Consider the following 19,767-nt stretch of genomic DNA (forward strand, 5'->3'; position numbering starts at 1 on the left):
TGGTAGTTATTATAGTTTGTTCGATTGTTTAATTAGGGACACCCAAATATTTTCTGGTTAAAATAATTGCAGTAGCTGATAAATACATCAATAGGCCATAAATAGCAGGCACTATCGAAAATTCAGCATTGTTCAATGCTATAGTTGCTAAAGTTATAGCTAGTGTTGCATTTTGTATACCTGTTTCAATAGAGATACTTATTGCTTGTTTTTTGTTCAATTTGAATAGTATGGCCAAAGTAAAACCAATGGTCATAGTACAAACATTTAGTAAAATAGCTGGAAGGCCTGCTTCGTTTAAATAGGTCATTAGTACATCTCGAATACTAATTGTAATTCCTACGACAACTAAAATGAATATTATTGCAGATATGATTTTTACTGGTTTTTCCATTCGCGAGGCAAATCGTTCAAATCTATGTTTCACCCACATACCCAAGCTAACAGGAATAAGTACAATTACCATTAGTTGTTTGATCATGGTAGGGGCATCAACACTGATAATTTGACTTTCATTTGAAAATTCTTCTATTGCAAACTGAACAATTATCGGTATGGTGAAAATGGTAAGGATACTAGCTACAGCAGTTAATGATACTGATAATGCTAAATCGCCCTTAGCTAAAAATGTTAACATATTAGAAGTTGGCCCACCAGGGCATGCTGATAAAAGCATAATACCTATTGCAATTGTAGGAGAAAGGTTTAAAGTAGTAGCAATAGTAAAACCAATTAATGGTAAGATTAAAATTTGGCAACAAAGACCTATGATTATTGCTTTCGGATAAATAAATATTCGTTTAAAATCAGTAACGGTCAAAGACAATCCCATGCCGAACATAATTATAATCAACGAAATAGCTAGAATGATTCCTGTAGTAGAATTCATTTTTTAAGTGTTAGAAATTAAGCGTTTACCTACAAAGAAACCCAATAAAACAATAGCCTGTTAATGCTATCTTATTTGTTATACATCATATTTTATCATTTCAACGTATTAAAACGTTCCATGATTTCTTGCCAATTGGTAAAGATGATTCCTTCATTTTTTAAGAATTCGATTAGGTTTGGATCAGAGAACATCTGTGATTCCCAAGATCTTTGTTGCCATGAATTGGTAATGGTTTTTAAATTATCGGTTAATTCAGATGGATGAAAAATGATTTCAGTTAGCCCTGAATCCAAACCTTGAATTAGTGTTTTGAAATTTTCAATTTTATTTTCATAGGTTTTTCCATTGGGCGCGCTGGTAAAGTAGTCTAGTTTTGGAAGCGAATAAGCTTCCGACATTTTTACAACGCTATCATCCATAGGATACCCTTTGCTTCTAAACTCTGCCAATACTTTCGGGTTTGATATATCAATAATATTGGCGGGAATACCATATTCTTCAGCTACTTTCATATATGCTTTTACATAACTTGGATGTCCGAATAGGGTACCCATATGAGTATCGATATGGGTAGGTTTATGACCCCAAGCAATAGATTGTTCAATCTGTGCCCGTATTTCTTTTTCAACCTCTTCGGCGGAAGCGTGCTCTACCACTTGAGGCACCTCATGCCACATTTTTTTATCTTCATCTAAAAGACCAGGTACTTCTGCAGCGTTACTGACCGTTCCCCATCTGTAGGTTTTCCATTCACTGGTTAATGTTAGGTGTAAACCAATATCGAGATTTGGCCGGTCGTTGGCCCATGTAATGAATTCTTGTGCACTAGGACAGGGAATCATAACTGCGGCAGATTGAATAACCCCTTCCGTTAATTGCCTTTTTGCGGACATATTGGCTTCGGGACACATGCCTATATCATCTGCATGAAGGATGATTACTTTTTTATTTGCTGGCCAACCTAGCTTTTCGGCCCAAGTGTTTGGTTCTTCACTAGTCATTTCAATATTGTTTGAAACGATTTCCTGTTCAGTATCTTTTTTCTTCTTTTCTGAACAACTTCCTAAAAATAAAGGTAAACACAGCGCTAACGTCAATTTATTTACAAATGAATTTTTCATGTTTTATAGATTATAAGTTTTTATTGAACCATTTAAGGCCATCGCCATAAATTGTGTCTAACGGGGCATCTCTATGTTTGGCATTATACCAAATAATCTTCTTAGGTTCTTCTGCTTTATTAAATAATAACTTGCTCATAGTAGGAGGTACTATTTCATCATTTTTGGCGTTCAGCATCAAAAAAGGGCGAGGTGAAATTTGAGATACAAAATTTAAAGGCTCAATAATGCTTACAAAGTCTTTTGCATCTTTAGAAAAGGCATTTTGTTCGTAAAGTAAATTGAGTTGTCCGCCTGCAAGTGCTACAATAGGTACTTTTATACGCTCATCTACACCGCAAAAAATAGTGCCGATAATTCCTCCAAGACTAATACCGTAATATCCAATTCTTTTTGAATCTAATTCTTTTCGGGTTTCAATGAAATCAATTGTTCGTCTTAGGTCAAAAACGGTTTGACTTATGATACTGCGTGACCAATACTTATAAGGTCCGGTTAAATCAAAGTCAAAAACTTCTCCTTTTCTATCACCGTGGTCACCAATATCAATACGCATTACCGCATAGCCATTCTTTAAAAATAAATCATTTCCGAACTCCACATAATCTACGGCCTTGTGATCACCTAAACCATGCATTAAAATAATTACCGGTAATGGACCGGTGACATTTTTAGGAAGACTTAAAAGACCAGTAACTTTTCTATCGTTAACACTAGTATATTTAACGTATAATAATTTAAAACTGGTGGTGTCTATCAATATCTCGACAGAATCACTTAAAGGTATTGCCTGATCATATTCATAATATTTTATAACCGGTAAACTTTTTTGGGTACCGCTAAAAATTTTTAAAATCGCAAAGCCGAATATCCCTATTAAGGGTATTACTATGAGCCAATTCCGTTTTTTTTTAGAGAACTTCATCATCATCAGCTAGGTATACACGTGTACTTTTGGTATATGTGCCTCCATTTGGATCATCATATTCAAAATCAATGTAAAATGCTTTATATCCTTTTTTAGGAAATAGAATTTTCTCAATGACTTCGCCTTTACTAGATAAATTTATTTTGGTAGAAATCCATTCTTCATCTCTGAAATCCCGATCATCAGAATCGGCCAGCCACAAATAACTAGCTTTAAGGTTTTTAGAGTGAGAATCTACTGTTAGAGTTGCAGATGTATTATCGGTGACCAGTTCATATTCTAAATCGGCATATGGTTGTTTCGACAAAGTTTGGCCCCAGAATGCACTCAAGGCTTTTAACGCTTTTTCCCCTCCATCAAGATTGTGACCGGCATTGGGTGTGTAATGAATGTAATTTTCACCTGGTATTTCCTTTATATAATTTTTAATGGCATCAATTGGCCAGTATTCATCGTTGGTTCCGATAAATATTAATTTGGGCATGGTAAGTTTCTCTTTATATGAATAAGGATCTATCATTTGCGTAAGTGCATTTCCCTCGGGAGTACTTACTGCCTGAGGAATTTCTAAATTTGTATAGTCTTGAATTTGAATACTATATTCATTCCAAGCCGTCAATTGATAATCAAGACTCACTGGCATATTCAGCACATCAATTACCATGGGCCCAATGGCTTCTACTCTTTTGTCACTAGCACCTGTGAGCCAGGTAGTCCAACCTCTTTTCGAAGCTCCAGAAACGGTAAATCGGGTGATGTCTTTATTTAATTCTTTCTTAGAAAATTCTTGTATAGCATCCATGCCTTTAACAGCACTTTTAACCATCGGGAATAGTAAGGGCCATGTATAATCCTTATCATTTTTGAAATTATGAAGCGTAAACGATATAAGTTGATCTTCTACCAAATCATCTTCGTATAAAGGTTGCATGGGTACTTGTCGTAAGACTGCTACAATAGCACTGTTTTTCTGTGCAATCTTAGCCATAGGAGCCGATTCTCTACCTTCTTTTTCTTTCGTTTTCCAATTGGGCATGCCATCTGTTAAACTACCTCCAGTAATGAATAATAACGCTCCATCATAGGTAATCGTTTTTGGTACAAATAGGGTCAATTGATGTTTCCAGGTGTGTTCTCTCCATTTTTGAGAAGTAAGTAATAGGTCATATGCTTTAACCCCCTCCAACTCAAAAGTATCTTTTAGTTCCCATTGATATGCATTATCTTCTATCCTTAAGTAATTTTCCAAGGCATTGCTGGGAGTGACTTCAAATGGTATTGTCGAGGTACCATTTACGGTTAAGTCTTTATTTTGCTTTGAATTATCTTTGCAAGAAGAGCAAATTAATAAGACAAATATTGGGATTAGGATCAAATATCTTCTCATAATATAAAAGTTAAGTTTTTTAAATATTCTTATTTCTCTGGTTTTGGATTGTTATTGATTAAATCTAAAAGTTCTGATGTAAGTATTTCTGCTGTATTCTCACCTAAGCTTGTACGACTGACGTATTTATATCTCTTAAAACTATCAAAGTCTTCTTTGGTAAGGATATATCCAAAAGCGTCGTTGGTAAGTCCAAAAAGGAAAGGATGTGCTGTTGGCATTTTTCTTTTCAAGTAATAACCAATATTAGGAAGAGCTTCACCTGGTATGGTAAGAATTTGTGCGGTTCCTATATTTAAAAGGTTTAGAGTGGTGCTAATAGAATTTCCATCGGATAATTCCTTAGTTAATGGTGAATGTTTAATAACAAATTTCAATATTTCAGACTCGATTGGAAAAGTAACCTTTTTGTGTGTGCAATATATAGTTGCGTTTGTTTGAATGGGGGCATCCTTTACGATGCGAAGGGCCTCATCTGCCAATAGGTTGCCGATTCTCTTACATTCTTCCCAGTCGTTCGCTTCATTACCGTTATCTAATCGGGTATCTGCAGTAACCATTCCGCCTTGGGCACCATTCATGAAAATCGCCATTCCATCTGTTTTTTCTTCTATGCGATCATAAAGAGGACCTATCAAATCTGGACTTAAGATTCCTTGATTATTGCCGATTACTTCGGGGTGAATAGCATAATTAACTAAAGTAACAATTGGCTTTCCTTTATTTTTTCCTTGGGTTCCTATCGCTTGTATTACACCACAACGAGGATCATAAAGATCTGGGGCATAGTAATTATATGCAATTTTACCTTCGGCATTACCTACAGCTATCTTTAATTGTGCTGGCTCGCATTTACGCAAAGCTTCGTTTACCGCATCTGCAATTTGAATGACACACCAATCAAGGTATTTAAGATCTGCGCCATGTTGTCCCGTTTCATCTGGAAATGCATAGGCATCGGGGGCACTATGCGTATGGGTCGCGCCTATAAGTATATTATCAAAAGGAATACCTTTTATAAGTTTTCTTGATTTGTCGCCAAGTGCACTTGGCCACCCTAAATTATCAATATTAACAATGGCTATTTTTTCATTCCCTTTTACAAATACCATAGCTCTTACAAAAAGATCACCATTTTTTTCGGTTGCCATTTTTGGAGTTCCAACTCCGCCCGAAACAGAAATTAGGGGATTAGGGGTAATAATGCGCTTGGCCGACCCTACTTTTAATTCTTGAGCATTGTTTGTTATTGAAAAAAGGAGCGATAGTATTAAAAATGACAAGTTGGTAAGTCCAGTAAAATAAGGGCTATTTCTCATACATGATTAAATCTTAATGTTGAAATCATATTAATTGTTATTCTTTATGAATATAATATCGAATGGCAAAATTATATGTAAATAAATTAACTTAGGGTTAAGATATATTATGAAATTAATAACATAATTGAAATAAACTGTGAATTTAATATCTAGTTTTGGTTTTGGTCAATAATAGTTTAATGATAAAGTGAGTTGGATTTGAACATCTGATGAAATAACATTAAAATAACCCAGGCTTAAAACTAATAACGCGAGAATAATCCAGTTTTGTGCTGGTTAAAATCCACAGCTTATGAGAAATAGATATACATACTTATTTTCGGCAATTCTTTTATCAGTGTTACTGACATTTACGTCATGTGATTCAGATGATGACTCTATTGACGTTGTTATTCCGCTAACAGCTGATATTTTTCATTCCGTAAATGGGAAAAAAGTTGATTTTCAGGGATTAACCAATAATGCCGTCTCTTGGTCATGGGACTTTGGTGATGGAAAAACGAGTACCGATAAAAACCCGTTACATGCATATAATGAAGGAGGATATTATGTAGCCACCTTAACGGCCACAGATCAAAGTGGAGGTGTAGAGACTGCTGAAGTTAGCTTAGCAATTGATTTAACTCCGTACGCTTTACTAGTAGGAAATCAAACAAATCCTGATTACCAGGGCAAGACATGGAAAATTAAAAGTGCTCATTCTAATAATGATTATTTTGCTAATGCTGACGCTTCACTATCACCTTTTGATGGAGCTCCAAATCCATTGCCTTCGGGAATATTCGGGGCTGGACTAGGAATGCCTGAAGTGTATGAGGATGAATTCACTTTTTATTTTGATGGTACTTATGAGCATGACGTAAAAGGTGATGGAGGCGCTTTTAGTGGACTTGTTTATCAGTTTGTGACAACGGGAGGGGCTGGAATCTTAAATGATGGTGGTTCTGACTTCGGACTGTGTACTGGAGTGTATACTCCTGATGCAAGTGCCACGTTTACCTATGTTGAAAATGAAGATTTTCAAGTTTCATCGGTATATGGGCCTGGTGGTTCTCTAACCTATAATGGTGTTAGTACACTTGATTTTTCAGGTACTGAGTTTGTAGGATTTTTAGATTTTGAAAGAAAAGTAATTGTACAAGATATAACAGATAGTGCCATGCGATTGGTAATGTTTGTGGCTGCATCTCCAGATTATATTGGAGTAAATACAAATGCCATCGTACTGACATTTGAAGTAGCAAATTGAATTTGACTTATAGAATTAAACCAAAAAAATAACCAATACAATATCAATTATGGATACCAATTATTTTCAAATTAATATTAGAAGGTTTGCTGTGACCTTTCTTACTTTGCTTTTGTTATTGGTGTGTTCCACTATAAAAGCACAAAATACAAATTTTGAGGTTTCAGGAACAGTAACTTCTTCTGAGGATAATGTGCCTTTACCAGGTGTTAGCATCGTTTTAAAAGGTACCACTTCGGGTGTGACTACTGATTTTGATGGAAATTATAATGTAAAAGTTCCAAATGGAAACGGCACCTTAATTTTCTCGTATATTGGTTTTGAAACACGCGAGATTTCAGTCAATAATCAATCAACAATTAATATCAATTTAGAAGTTGATGCTCAGGCATTAGATGAAGTGGTAGTAACTGCTTTGGGTATAAAAAGAGAAGATAAGTCTTTAGGGTACTCTGTAGAAAATGTTGCAGCAGAAGAATTGACTAGGGTTGCACAAGAAAACGTTCTAAACTCGCTTTCAGGAAAAGTTGCGGGTGTAACCCTCAACAGTACAGGTGGTACGGGCTCATCTGTAAGTATGGTTATTAGGGGAGCTATTTCATTAAGCTCTGATAATCAACCTCTATTTGTAGTAGATGGAGTGCCTATTGCCAATTCGTTGAATAATATAGGTGGTTTTGGGGATAGAAACCCGGTAGATTATGGGAATGCAATCTCAGATTTAGACCCACAAAGTATAGAAAATGTTTCCATATTAAAAGGCCCTAGTGCCGCAGCACTTTATGGGTCACGTGCAGGTAATGGTGTGGTATTGATTACTACCAAAAAAGGAAAAGACAATCAAAAGATGAAGGTTAACTTTACTTCTAACACAGTTTTTGATATTCCCTACAAATACATAGATACACAATCTGAGTATGGCTCAGGTTATTTTTCATACTCTCCAGAATCTCAAGGAGGTAGTTATATTATGCCAGATGTTATTCCTCAAGGTGGTAATGGTGGTCCTGGATTAGATCGCGGATATTTTGCAGTGCAATGGAATTCTCCCTTAGATGCAAACGGCAACCCGATTCCTACAGAATTAAAATCATATCCAAACAACATTAAAGAATTTGTTCAAAATGGAATAACCACAACAAATAGTATGTCGGTTTCCAATAGTACAGAGTTTATGAATTATAGGTTGGGGGTTACAAACATGAACAATTCCGGCATAATTCCAAATTCAGACCTTAAGAGGAATAGTTTTTCTTTATCTGCCTCTTCCAATTTGGATGATAAATTTACTGTAAGTACCAATTTGAATGTAGTACATAGTTATGCAGATAATCGTCCTGCATCAAACAGAGGTACCAATCCTTTAGAGGCTGCATATAATATACCGGCCAACATAAATATTTTAGATGTTAAGGATTATAAATTACCAGGTACGGATGTCTTTAATTTTTCTAATGATTACCCAAACCCTTGGTTTTTGGCAAATGAGGTGAATAATAGTTTTTCAAGATTTCGAATATATGGCAACTTGGCTTTGGATTGGCAAATTTCGCCTGAGTTTAATATAAGAACCAGCTATAATTTAAATAGCTATAATCAGACTCAAGAAACAAAAATGGCTCCCGGCTATAGTCGTGAATCTAATAATGGTACCTATGGTATAGGAACTACAGATGGTCTTGAGACTAATATAGATATATTGGCTTCTTTTACGAAAAAATGGGGAGATTTTGATATGACACTTTCAGGTGGTGGAAACTTAATGTACCAAAAGAACAATGGTCTTAGCAATTCAGCGGCCTCTAAAGCCGGATTAATAGTCCCTAACTTGTTTACGGTTGATAACATAGCCGCAAGCTCTTTGGTATACTCTAGTTTTAGTAGTGAAAGAGCTATAAACAGTGTGTATGGATTAGCAAATTTTGGATATAAGGGAATGCTATATTTAGATGTAACAGCCAGAAATGATTGGTCTAGTACATTGCCGATAGATAACCGATCATACTTCTACCCTTCGGCTTCTTTGAGCTTTTTGGTTAATGAGGTAGTAGATATCCCGAAAGTAGATTTGTTTAAACTTAGAGGAGGTTGGGCACGTGTAGGTAATGACACCAACCCTTATCAATTAGGTGCCTACTATAATAATGCAGGTCAATGGGACAATGCTATACTATATTCAGCTAGTAGTGGATTAAATACTCCTGGTCTTGAACCAGAAGAAGCTACTTCTAAGGAATTTGGAGTCGATTTAACGATGTTTAAAAACAGATTTAGATTTGAAGGAACGTATTATACTGTAGAGAATAAAAATCAGATTGTACCCAATATTCCGATACCAGGCTCATCAGGTTATAGCAGTGTTAGTATCAACGCTGGGGTTTTAGAGAGTAAAGGTTATGAATTTTCTCTTGGTTTTACACCAGTTCGTACTGAGAATTGGAATTGGGACTTGAACGTAAACTATACGACTAATGAATCTAAAATTTTAGGTTTGGCTGACGGGGTTGATTATATTGAATTTTGGAGTGAGAACAAAAGTGTATCTAGAGGATATGTTGCTAATTCGGTAACCGGTGAAGACGGGTTGGTAGGTAATATATACTCTCCAAAAATTAAAAGGGTAACCGATGTTAATTCACCTTATTATAATTATCCACTTATTGGTCAAGGGGAGGATGCTGAATGGTTGGCACAAGAAGAACGTGAAAAGGTTGGTAATTACAATCCTGACTTTGTTATGGGGTTACAATCTAGCTTATCGTATAAAAACTTCACCTTGAATATGACTTTTGATTGGCGTTCTGGTGGACAATATATGTCACAGACCTCGAGATACCTTGTAGAAGATGGCTATGGTCAAAACGTTTTAGATAGATTAGATAATCCTGGTATTGCAGAAGCAGGTCCTGAACTTAAACAATGGGTACTAGACCATGCGGATGAATATCTTTATGGCGAAAATTTTCGTTCAATTGGTGGACCTCCAGGAAATGGAGGATTTGCAGAAGATTTAGGTGGAAGTGTGGTTTATGATGGAATTTTTAATGCAGGTGTGGTAGGTGAGCATGACGAAGACGGAAATTTTATTTTGGACTATGAAAATTTAGGTGATGTAGGTACTAATTTTATTCCTTTCTCGGTAGCAAACCCGTGGGATTTTGGAACACCGCATATGTATGATGCAGATTTCATAAAGCTTCGTGAAATTTCTTTGGGCTATGATTTACCAGGAAAATATTTAGAAAGAATTGGTATCGATAATCTAAACTTCGCTATATATAGTAGAAACATAATGCTATGGACTAAAGACTCCGCTTTTGGAATTGATCCAGAAAGAGCTTTTCAAGCCGAATCAAGCAAGGACAATAGAGGTACTCAGTTCAAGCAAGGAGTTGAACGTTATAACGTAGAACCTTGGTTGGTACCAATTGGAATTAAGATTGCTGTAACATTTTAAAAATTTAAACTGAAATCGTGATGAATCAAATAAAAAATAAATTTACCATAGTGGTTTTAGGTCTATTAGTATTGGTTTCGTGCCATGGTCTAGAAGAATTGAATGAAAATCCAGATAAGATTGGATCTGATAATGTGGATCCCAACCTACTAGTGCCAACTGTTATAAATGGTGTTGGTAAAACAGTAGTGGGACTCGGGTTTGGTGATTTGGCAGGTGTAATGCAGCATACCCAAAAAGATGGATGGTCTAGTGGTCATAATGCCTATGATTGGAGTAACGATTCCCATAGCTGGAATAGCTATTACTCATTATTGATTAATGATAAGACCTTAATAGAAAAAGCAGAAACTGATAATTTAGATTTTCATCGCGGTGTAGGCTTAATAATGAAGTCGTATCTATTCGGGCTTCTAACTGATTTATGGGGTGATGCACCTTATACGAATGCACTAAGAGGTGATGAGGGAGCAGAATTTTTTGATGCAACTTTTGATGGTCAAAAAACAATTTATGAAGGTATTCAAGCCGATTTAGAAATAGCAAATGGTTTGCTGTCTAAAAGTCAAGATTCCTATTTCAGTATTAATGAAGCCCAAGATATTCTTTATGGTGGTGACGTTGCGAAATGGAGAAAGTTTGCGAATTCACTCTCTTTACGATATTATATGAGATTATCAGCAAAAGAACCAGGTCTTGCTGAACAAGGAATTAAAAAGATTCTTTCTAATTCTTCGCAATTTCCATTGATTTTGACATCAGAAGATGACGCTAATATGGCTTATGTTGGAAACACAAGTGGCGATTCGTGGCCTACAAATACTAAGTTTGATACAGACCCTCAAGGCTCTTATTTTAGAGTAAAAATGGCTGCTACATTGGTTGATGCCATGCAGGCTCTTGACGATCCTAGATTAGGGGTTTGGGCAAATAAAATTGAACAACCATTGGTTTTGGATGTTACTGATTATGTAGATGATAGTACAGGTGAAAGGCACATATCACAAGCTTCTGTTGATGCATATATTAATACAGTTGGTTATCCTGTAGATTATGATAACGATTATGTGGGGCTTCCAACAGCTTTGACTTTTGGCGCAGCTTATAATTTAAGTGAAAATGTGAATCAAGGTTCATATAATCTTCATGTATCTCAGTTGAATGATATTTATAAAGAGGCTAGTGGTGATTTATTACAAGCACGCTTAATTTCGGCTGCTGAGGTGAACTTTATTATTGCAGAGGCCGCTTCTAAAGGATGGGCCTCAGGTTCGGCAGAACAATATTATAATGAAGGAATCAAACAGTCATTAAATGCATGGGGAGTAGGGGATAGCTATGGCGATTATATTTCAGGATCTGCGGCGTATAGCGGTTTCGAAGATATAATTACTCAAAAATGGATAGCTAGCTGGTCATCAGCAACAGAAGCATGGTTCGATTATAGAAGAACCGGGCTTCCTAACCTACAAACCGGACCCGCAAGTAAGCGTCCAGCTTTGCCTTTACGGTTTTATTATCATATTAATGAAATTGATAATAATTCAAATTCCACAGAGGCAATTGACAAGCTTGAACCTACACAATACAAAGGTGATGATGTAAGTAATAATAGTGCATGGTCTAAAATGTGGCTGTTACAGGGTACCAATAAACCGTATTAGTATTTAGAGTTAGTTAAGTTAGTTGAGTTTTCGATAAAGAGACTTTAAATTTAAAAAGTCTCTTTTTTGTATATCATGATTTTGAATTGTATCTGGTATTAACTGTTCTTGAAAAAAACTGGAACCTCACATAAGATAATGCTAATTATATTTTATGGTGCTTCTATGTAATTCTTAATCTTTTAAATTTTAGTACTTATTCGGCAAATATTATTGAGTTGTTTTAGTGCAATTTGATGGATAAATCACAATCGTAAAACTCAAGTCCTACTGGGGTAAAATATGATGTGTTTCTCACAAAATTGTAGTGGTTTTAAGGACTATTTTAATGTTAATTTGTAGGAAGACTTATAAAAGATACTTATGAAATTGCCCTTAAAAGGTATAATTCCACCTATGGTTACTCCATTACTTAAGAATATGGAGTTAGACTTAAATGGGCTGAATAAGTTAATAGAACATTTAATACAAGGCGGTGTTCATGGTATTTTTTTATTAGGTACTAATGGGGAGGGGCCAAGCTTAAGCTACCCTATTAGAAAACAACTTATAGAAGAGGCATGTAAAATCGTAAACAAGAGAGTGACTGTTTTAGTGAATATTACAGATTCTTCTATAGATTCAGCATTGGAAATAGCTGAATACGCCAAATTATCAGGTGCCGATGCCTTAGTTGTTGCACCACCTTATTATTTTCCTATCTCCCAGGAAGAAATGATAGACTACTTAGAGGTTTTAGCTCCTAAATTGCCGCTCCCATTCTTAATTTATGATATTCCAAGTTGCACGAAACTTCATCTTTCGATAAAGACCATAAAAAGAGCAAAAGAACTCGGCGCAATTGGTGTGAAAGATAGTTCTGGTGATATGGGGACATTTTATCAAATCATTGAAGAGTTTAAAGAATTCGCTGATTTTTCTGTTATCGCTGGGGCAGAAATATTTCTGTCCGATACTATCTTGAACGGAGGTCACGGAGCAGTAGCCGGAGGTGCTAATCTTTTTCCAAGATTGTTCGTTGAACTATATGAAGCTTCTTGTGCAAAGGATTTGGAAAAAATAAAATTGCTTAGGGAAAGTGTTATCAAAATGCACAGTACGCTGTACAATTTAGGAAGTACTTCTACCAAAAGTATTAGGGCCATAAAATGTGCATTGAGTATTCTGGGCATATGTTCTGATCATATGGCACAACCACTTAGTAGATTCGGAGAGAAAAACCGTGAGAAAATTAGAGAATATTTGGGTGAATTTGAATATGACGGGCATTATAAGGTGGTGTAGGTTTTGTTCGCAATAAAATGAATCTAATGAGAAGGGAGAAGATTGAAAAGTTCATAGTTGTTGCTTCTATTCTTCTCATAATAGTCTTAGCAACATTCTTCCATTTTGAAATTCACTTTGAAAATGCCTTAACTAATATACCTGATGCAAATTTTGGGGTTCGTATTTCTATATGGAGATATATTTTTGAACCAGTTTTAGGTATTTTACTCTTTTTTAATAGATCTATCTACCCATTGAAGGAGTTGCCTTTTGCATTAATTTGGATTATAATACTATATCTTTTATTTGGGGTCATACAAGCATATAAAAAGAGGGATGGCAGTAAAAACGTATTAATAAAAAAGCTGTCGAACATACCTTTGTTATTAGGAATCTGCTTCTCAATTTTCGTATTGATATTGTTTATTCCGTTACCGAATAATACCATCGTTAATCACTCTAAAAATTCAATTTTAGTTACTACACACGCGCATACCGAATACAGTCATGATGGGCTAATATCGCAAGAAGCAATGTGGAGATGGCACAAAAGAAATGGTTTTGATGCTTTTTTTATATCTGATCATGCAAATCATAAAAAGACCCTACAATTTTCTCAGGCCCAAAGAAACGGAGAATTTGAAATAGCACCATTGATTATGGTAGGTCAAGAACATTCAGGTACCAACCATATGAGCTTGCTAGGTCTCAATGGTAAATTCGATACAAAAGGAATGTCAGACAAAGCCGTGATTGATTCTGTACATCAGTATGGCGGTGCTGTAATAATTAATCATTGGTTTGATGGTAAAGGTAAGGAGAAGGAGTTCTACCATGATTTAGGGGTCGACGGCTTTGAAGTTGAGAATGTTGGAAGTGATTTGTACTATGATCGTGAAATTTTTGAAGAACTCAAAAAGTTTTGTAGAGCAAATAATTTGACTATGATCGGGGGGCTTGATTTTCACGGATATGGCAGAGCATGCTCCATTTATAACGCACTAGAAATTCCTAATTGGAAGTCTATTAAGCCTAATGAGAAAGAGCGGGCCATTTTGGAGATTTTTAAAAATGGCCAACAAGATAAAATTAAGGTTTTGATATATAAAGACCGTGATTTTTATTCCGATACTAATTTGATTTTCAGACCCTTTTTGACTTTAATAAATTATTTCAGAACATTGAATTTTATTCAAGTTATTTCATGGGTTATTTGGATACTTTTATTTCAGTTCAGCAAGAAGCGAATAAATAAGAACCACTTCAATTCAGATAAAATGATTGTGGTTATTGCAGGATTTTGTGTTGTTTTTCTACTGAGTCTATCAGTAGTGTATTATTTCAATGGAGAGGCCGTGAAAGGGTATAGTAAAGTATATTCTGAATACTTTAGTATGCTAGGTATTATTGGTGTCATTCTAGCCATTTTTGTTTTTCTATTGACTTATTTACGTTTCTTCAAAACTTCAATTTCTAATCATAATCGATGAGAAGAAAAGGCTTAAAAATAATATTAGGTTCATTTCTGTCACTAGGAATATGCGCCTACTTTTATTGGTTTCTACCGGTATGGGGTATGCCTTTTAATTCGCAGCGACATGGAAATCCTCCGCTTACACCTGCTTGGGCTTTGGAATGTTGGCTTTGGGAAGACGATGTGAATACTTCTGAATATGTAGATGAATTATTGGCAGGATATAAAGAGCATGACATTCCTGTACGTACTATTTTATTAGATAGTCCTTGGTCAATGCGGTATAATGATTTTGAGGTCGATACTACCCGTTATAAAAAACCGAAGGTCTGGTTTAATAACCTTGAAGATGAAGGCTATCGTGTTGTACTATGGATGACATCTATGGTAGACAGTTTTAGTAAGGATTCGCAAATCAAAGAAAATGCAGAATGGTACAAGCGAATACAGGATAAAGGATTTTTAGCAGAACCTTCTACTCCTTTAGAATGGTGGAAAGGCAAAGGTGGTTTCATTGATTATTCAAATTCAGAAGCCATGAAGTGGTGGCATGGGCTGCAGCAACAAGTTTATGATTTGGGTATTGATGGTTGGAAACTTGATGGTACGGCCACGTTATTTAGACAGCAGTGGGGACCTGTGCCTTTTTTTTATAAAAAAACTGCATCGGGGTTGATGACAACTAGAAACTATATGGATCATTACTATCGAGGTGAATATAAATATGGGTTAACTCAGAACGCAGAATTTGTGACACTCACTCGTGCGATAGATCGTGGTTATCATCCAGAGGGTTTCGCCCCTATTGATGCTTCACCGGTAAACTGGGTTGGTGATCAAAAGCATGAATGGGTAACGGGTGATATGATAAGTAAAAGTCAGAATTCTAAAAAAGATATAGCATTAAAAGGTGTTCAAGGGTTTGAGTCTGCCATAGAAAATGTTCTCAAAAGTGCTGATTTAGGGTATAATATTATTGGTTCTGATATTGGTGGTTTCTCTGGGAGTACTATTCCGCCTCGACTTTATATTAGATGGACACAATTCTCAGCATTTTGTGGTCTTTTTTTGAACGGTGGTCATGGGGAACGCCGTTTATGGGTGAGAACTCCCCAAGAAATGGAAATAATTAGAAAGTTTGCATGGTTACACACGGAGTTAGTGCCTTATATGTACCAGTATGTGATTACTGCACATGAAGGAGGTAGAAGATTGCAAACAACATTAAGCAAAGGGAAATATCACTATATGTTTGGGAATGATTTTCTAATTGCCCCAATATTTCAGGATTCAAAATCTCGAGAAGTTTCTTTGCCTGATGGGCAGTGGAGGTATTTTTTTGAGGATACTGCCCTGCTCGAAGGTCCTAAAAAGTTCGAAAGAGAATTTCCGCTTGATGAATTCCCCGTTTATATTAAAGAAGGGGCTATTGTTCCATTAAATGTAACACGTCATTATACCGATTTAGGAGATAGTACATCTGATGGCTTCATAACCTTTTTAATATTTCCGAATAATAAAAATTCCCTTAAATACTACGACCCTAAAACCTCTCAAGAAACTGAGATTTCTTATTTAAAGAAGGGAACAGAACTGATAATTACTCTTACAGGGGCTGAATTGCCACATATTCTCAGAATTCATTCCTCCAAAAAACCAGACAAAGTATTTTTTGACAGTAAGTTGATAGCGCCAAAGTATTGGAATTATAACGCTAGTCAGAAAAAGTTAATCATTAGGCCTAATCACGAAAATTGGTCAGGAGATTATACCATTAAATTCTAGAAAAATGAATTTTAAAAAACAAGGAATAGGAATTTTGATAGTAGCCATGTCATTGGGTACCGCTTGGGCTATTAGAGGGCAATTCGGGCACGAACAAGGTGCAGCTTGGGCCGGTGCGATAGGTGGTCTAGCGTTGGTATTGGTTTCACAAAGAAAAGATTGGTACGATAAAATGGTACTTGTAGCTCTAGCCTCTGCTCTAGGGTGGGGTGCAGGTGGTATGATTAGCTACGGAATGGTTGTGGGTTACGGTCGTGCCGATAATTTTATAAATGCTTTTTATGGGCTAGGAATGCTTTTTGTAATAGGAGCACTTTTCGGTTTGTTAGGAGGTGGTTTGGTTGGAATGGTCCTCGATTCAACGGAAAAGAAAAAGGTGAAATGGGGAGCTTTAATTTCTGAAATGGTCGCAGGTGGCTTGATTATTTATTTCTTTCTAATTGAACAGATTGGCTTTAAAATGACACCTCCACGTTCAGAAGCATGGGCATTAATTCTTGGAGCTAGTTTAGCCTTATTATGGCATATGGCTCGTGAAAATAGGAATTCGCCAATACGAGTAGCGATTTTTTCCGCCTTGGGAGGAGGTTTCGGTTTTGCCTTTGGTAATTTTTTGCATGTTATAGGAAATACCATGGAAATACCATTCAATATGTGGAATGTAATGGAGTATAGCATAGGCTTTTTTGGCGGTTCTGGAATGGCTTATGGTGTTTTTAGTTCCAAATGGCCTATTGAAGTAACAAAAGTTAAAAACTGGACAAACAGGGCTGCACTATTTATTCTTGTAGTCTTGATTCCTTTAATTGTATATCGCGAATCGCTTTCTTATGAACATTTAATGAAGCGTTTGGGTGATATTGCTTCATTAGAGTCAGTCGCGCTGATCAGTACTACGTTCGTTGCTATTTTATTAATACTCGTTGCTATATTGTTATTGTGGAAATTAGGTAACAGTCGATATATAATGAAAGATGTTGCTTTATTCCTTTTTGTGTATTTAACAACCTATGCGACTTTAAGTTATGTGGTAACTGGGGTATTTGCCGGACAAATGAATTTAAACCATCATTTATATATTATCAATATTATTTTAATTTTTGTTATGTTCAAGAGAGGTAAATTGATTGGTTCTGAGTCGGTTTCCGAGGAGGTCAATTTTAAAAAATGGACAATCTTTTTCATTATTATAATTGTCTTTATTTCTATTCTTTCTTTGATTGCAGCCAATTTCCATGAAGGCCTTCCAGGTGGGCATAATAGATTCTAATAGAATAAGTTTAATATCCATATAATTAATAATAAAGCGGTCGCTTAAAATTCCATTACTTTAAAAATGAATAGTATTTCCCCCAGAAAAGAACTTGCAGGAAGAATAATTTTTGTCACAACATTTATCTCCATTGGTTATTCCATACTTCGTTATAATATTATAGGAGATGTACCGTGGAGAGATGTACCTTTTTTTATTCTAAACAAAGGATTTTCACTAGCTGCATTAATTCTTTTAATACTCAACTTTTCTTTAGGTCCATTAAAACAATTAGGCATATCATTACCAGATCAATTACTTGATGCTAGAAAATCATTGGGTGTTGTCGGATTTATTCTGGCATTTACGCATTTGATTATGAGCGTCGCTATTTTGAATCCTTCGTACTACCCATCATTTTTCTATGATGAAGGAATACTAAATGCACGAGGAGGACTTAGTTTATTAACCGGCGTACTTAGCTTTGTTTTTTTATTGATTTACTATATTAGTTTTAAGCAAAACTTAAAAAAACAATACAAAATTATTAGGGTTATTACCTCTCGTGAAGTAATTATGTGTGTTCTGTTTTTTATAGGTGCTCACTTATTCTTTTTTAGTTACCCCGGCTGGATAACTGTTTATAAATGGCAAGGAGGATTACCGCCGATAAGTTTGATTTCCTTTATTATATTAATAATAGGATTAGTAATTAACTTAATCGGTAGAAAGTAGTTGATGAAAAAATTTGGTAACTCTCAATGACTATCTAGTTTTAGTGTTTTGAGTTAGACTATGTGGCTCAATGAGACTTTTCTAGAACGATTGTTGGGCCAGTTTTTTACCTGTGGGCTAACTTATCATCAAAACAAACTCCATGCTGCTATAGCGCAAGAACACAACCGATTTAGGTTAAATTATCGAAGAACTTTATATGATAATGCCATGACCTTTGAGTTCTTTTAGATACCGAAATGCTCAAGTAAAAAATGAATAAGATTTAAAAGAGGTGAATGAAATAATGGTTTTTTGGAAATAGATAATCTAATTTTCGATATATCTTATCTAAAGTTTTTTCGGTAATCAGATGGTGTTTTTCCCATATTTGCCTTGAAGTAATGATTGAAATTGGCAAGGTTATTATAGCCACTTTCGAAACAAATCTGTGTAATTTGCTTATCAGTCTCTGCTAATAATTTGGCCGCGATTCCTACCCTTACATTTTTTACATATTCCATAAAGGTAAGTCCTGTTTTCTTTTTGAAAAATCTGCAGAACGAACTCGGAGCCATATTAAGTACTGAAGAGGCTTCCTCAAGCTTAATGCCCTCTTGAATATTTTGAAAGACATATTCGTAAATTTTATTTATTTTATCAATGTTCTTAGAGAAGACAGATGATTGGTTCATAGGATTTGAAAGCTTCTCCCGTTCTTCAATTTTTATGAGGCTATTGAATATTTTCAATAATCCTATATAATATTCCAATCCTTTAGTTTCTGACATTTCACCTAAAATTTCACGTATTTCAGTGTCATTTTCAACTTTAAAACGAATGCCACGATTGGATTGTTTAAGTAAGTCTACCACTTTTTCAAGTTCTGGCATTTTAAAAAAATCAGAATTTATTATGTTTTCTGAAAAGTGAGTTACAATGCAAGTAGGAGGTTCATTATTTTCAGCATCAAGTAGTTCCCAACAATGGGGTAAATCTGGTCCTAAGAGAACTAAATCTCCTGTTTCAAAACCAGAAATATTGTCTCCCACAATTCTACGACCGGTACCAGAGGTGATATAATTTAATTCAAAATTTTTGTGCGAATGTATTCTTGCATTCGAGGATAGGGGTAATTTCCTTGATATAAAAGAGTGATTATTCGGAACAAATATTCTTTCAAAAACGAATTCCATATTTAAGTATTTTAACTCTTATTGTCAATAATACGTAATAATATTGATATACAGGTTAAT

Annotated in this window: 14 protein-coding genes; 8 read left to right on the forward strand and 6 right to left on the reverse strand. The window is 35.3% G+C overall.

What is annotated here, in order from left to right; translation table 11 throughout:
- Positions 1-28: 28 nt before the first annotated feature.
- The 5 genes from AAC084_RS10020 to AAC084_RS10040 all read right to left on the reverse strand — a co-directional run bounded on the left by AAC084_RS10020 (position 29) and on the right by AAC084_RS10040 (position 5,647).
- Entirely contained in the window at positions 29-889 is an 861-nt protein-coding gene (locus AAC084_RS10020; RefSeq protein WP_339840040.1) for a bile acid:sodium symporter family protein, read from the reverse strand.
- A 95-nt stretch (positions 890-984) separates the two neighbouring features.
- On the reverse strand, positions 985-2,013 hold the full coding sequence (locus AAC084_RS10025) for a polysaccharide deacetylase family protein (protein WP_339840041.1): 1,029 nt from the start codon (positions 2,011-2,013) through the stop codon (positions 985-987).
- 10 nt (positions 2,014-2,023) lie between these two features.
- Positions 2,024-2,944 (reverse strand): acetylxylan esterase, encoded by a 921-nt coding sequence (locus AAC084_RS10030; protein ID WP_339840042.1) that lies wholly within the window; start codon positions 2,942-2,944, stop codon positions 2,024-2,026.
- Positions 2,925-4,328 carry a PhoPQ-activated protein PqaA family protein gene (locus AAC084_RS10035; protein WP_339840043.1) on the reverse strand — a complete coding sequence of 468 codons (1,404 nt, stop codon included), beginning with the start codon at positions 4,326-4,328 and terminating at the stop codon, positions 2,925-2,927. The genes AAC084_RS10030 and AAC084_RS10035 overlap by 20 nt, the downstream gene beginning before the upstream one ends.
- Before the next feature lie 29 nt (positions 4,329-4,357).
- A complete protein-coding gene (locus AAC084_RS10040; protein ID WP_339840044.1) occupies positions 4,358-5,647 on the reverse strand; it encodes a hypothetical protein in 1,290 nt (429 codons plus the stop codon).
- Between the two features lie 295 nt (positions 5,648-5,942).
- Here AAC084_RS10040 and AAC084_RS10045 point away from each other — a divergent pair, with 295 nt between their 5' ends.
- The 8 genes from AAC084_RS10045 (at position 5,943) to AAC084_RS10080 (ending at position 18,532) form a co-directional block, all read left to right on the forward strand.
- A complete protein-coding gene (locus tag AAC084_RS10045; RefSeq protein ID WP_339840045.1) occupies positions 5,943-6,899 on the forward strand; it encodes a PKD domain-containing protein in 957 nt (318 codons plus the stop codon).
- Between the two features lie 49 nt (positions 6,900-6,948).
- Positions 6,949-10,356 (forward strand): SusC/RagA family TonB-linked outer membrane protein, encoded by a 3,408-nt coding sequence (locus AAC084_RS10050; RefSeq protein WP_339840046.1) that lies wholly within the window; start codon positions 6,949-6,951, stop codon positions 10,354-10,356.
- A 20-nt stretch (positions 10,357-10,376) separates the two neighbouring features.
- The gene (locus AAC084_RS10055; RefSeq protein WP_339840047.1) at positions 10,377-12,020 is read left to right on the forward strand and encodes a SusD/RagB family nutrient-binding outer membrane lipoprotein; all 1,644 of its coding nucleotides are present in this window, start codon (positions 10,377-10,379) and stop codon (positions 12,018-12,020) included.
- Between the two features lie 363 nt (positions 12,021-12,383).
- Positions 12,384-13,304, forward strand: coding sequence for a dihydrodipicolinate synthase family protein (locus AAC084_RS10060; RefSeq protein WP_339840048.1), 921 nt, complete (start codon positions 12,384-12,386; stop codon positions 13,302-13,304).
- 26 nt (positions 13,305-13,330) lie between these two features.
- Positions 13,331-14,776: a PHP domain-containing protein gene (locus AAC084_RS10065; RefSeq protein ID WP_339840049.1), complete on the forward strand. Its 1,446-nt coding sequence runs from the start codon at positions 13,331-13,333 to the stop codon at positions 14,774-14,776.
- A complete protein-coding gene (locus tag AAC084_RS10070) occupies positions 14,773-16,545 on the forward strand; it encodes a TIM-barrel domain-containing protein (protein ID WP_339840050.1) in 1,773 nt (590 codons plus the stop codon). Before AAC084_RS10065 ends, AAC084_RS10070 begins: the two co-directional genes overlap by 4 nt.
- A gap of 4 nt (positions 16,546-16,549) precedes the next feature.
- On the forward strand, positions 16,550-17,815 hold the full coding sequence (locus AAC084_RS10075) for a hypothetical protein (RefSeq protein ID WP_339840051.1): 1,266 nt from the start codon (positions 16,550-16,552) through the stop codon (positions 17,813-17,815).
- A 66-nt stretch (positions 17,816-17,881) separates the two neighbouring features.
- On the forward strand, positions 17,882-18,532 hold the full coding sequence (locus tag AAC084_RS10080; protein ID WP_339840052.1) for a hypothetical protein: 651 nt from the start codon (positions 17,882-17,884) through the stop codon (positions 18,530-18,532).
- A 326-nt stretch (positions 18,533-18,858) separates the two neighbouring features.
- Here AAC084_RS10080 and AAC084_RS10085 read toward each other — a convergent pair whose 3' ends face one another.
- Positions 18,859-19,707, reverse strand: coding sequence for an AraC family transcriptional regulator (locus AAC084_RS10085; protein WP_339840053.1), 849 nt, complete (start codon positions 19,705-19,707; stop codon positions 18,859-18,861).
- Positions 19,708-19,767 lie beyond the last annotated feature (60 nt).

This window comes from uncultured Maribacter sp., from assembly GCF_963977385.1.
GTDB lineage: Bacteria > Bacteroidota > Bacteroidia > Flavobacteriales > Flavobacteriaceae > Maribacter.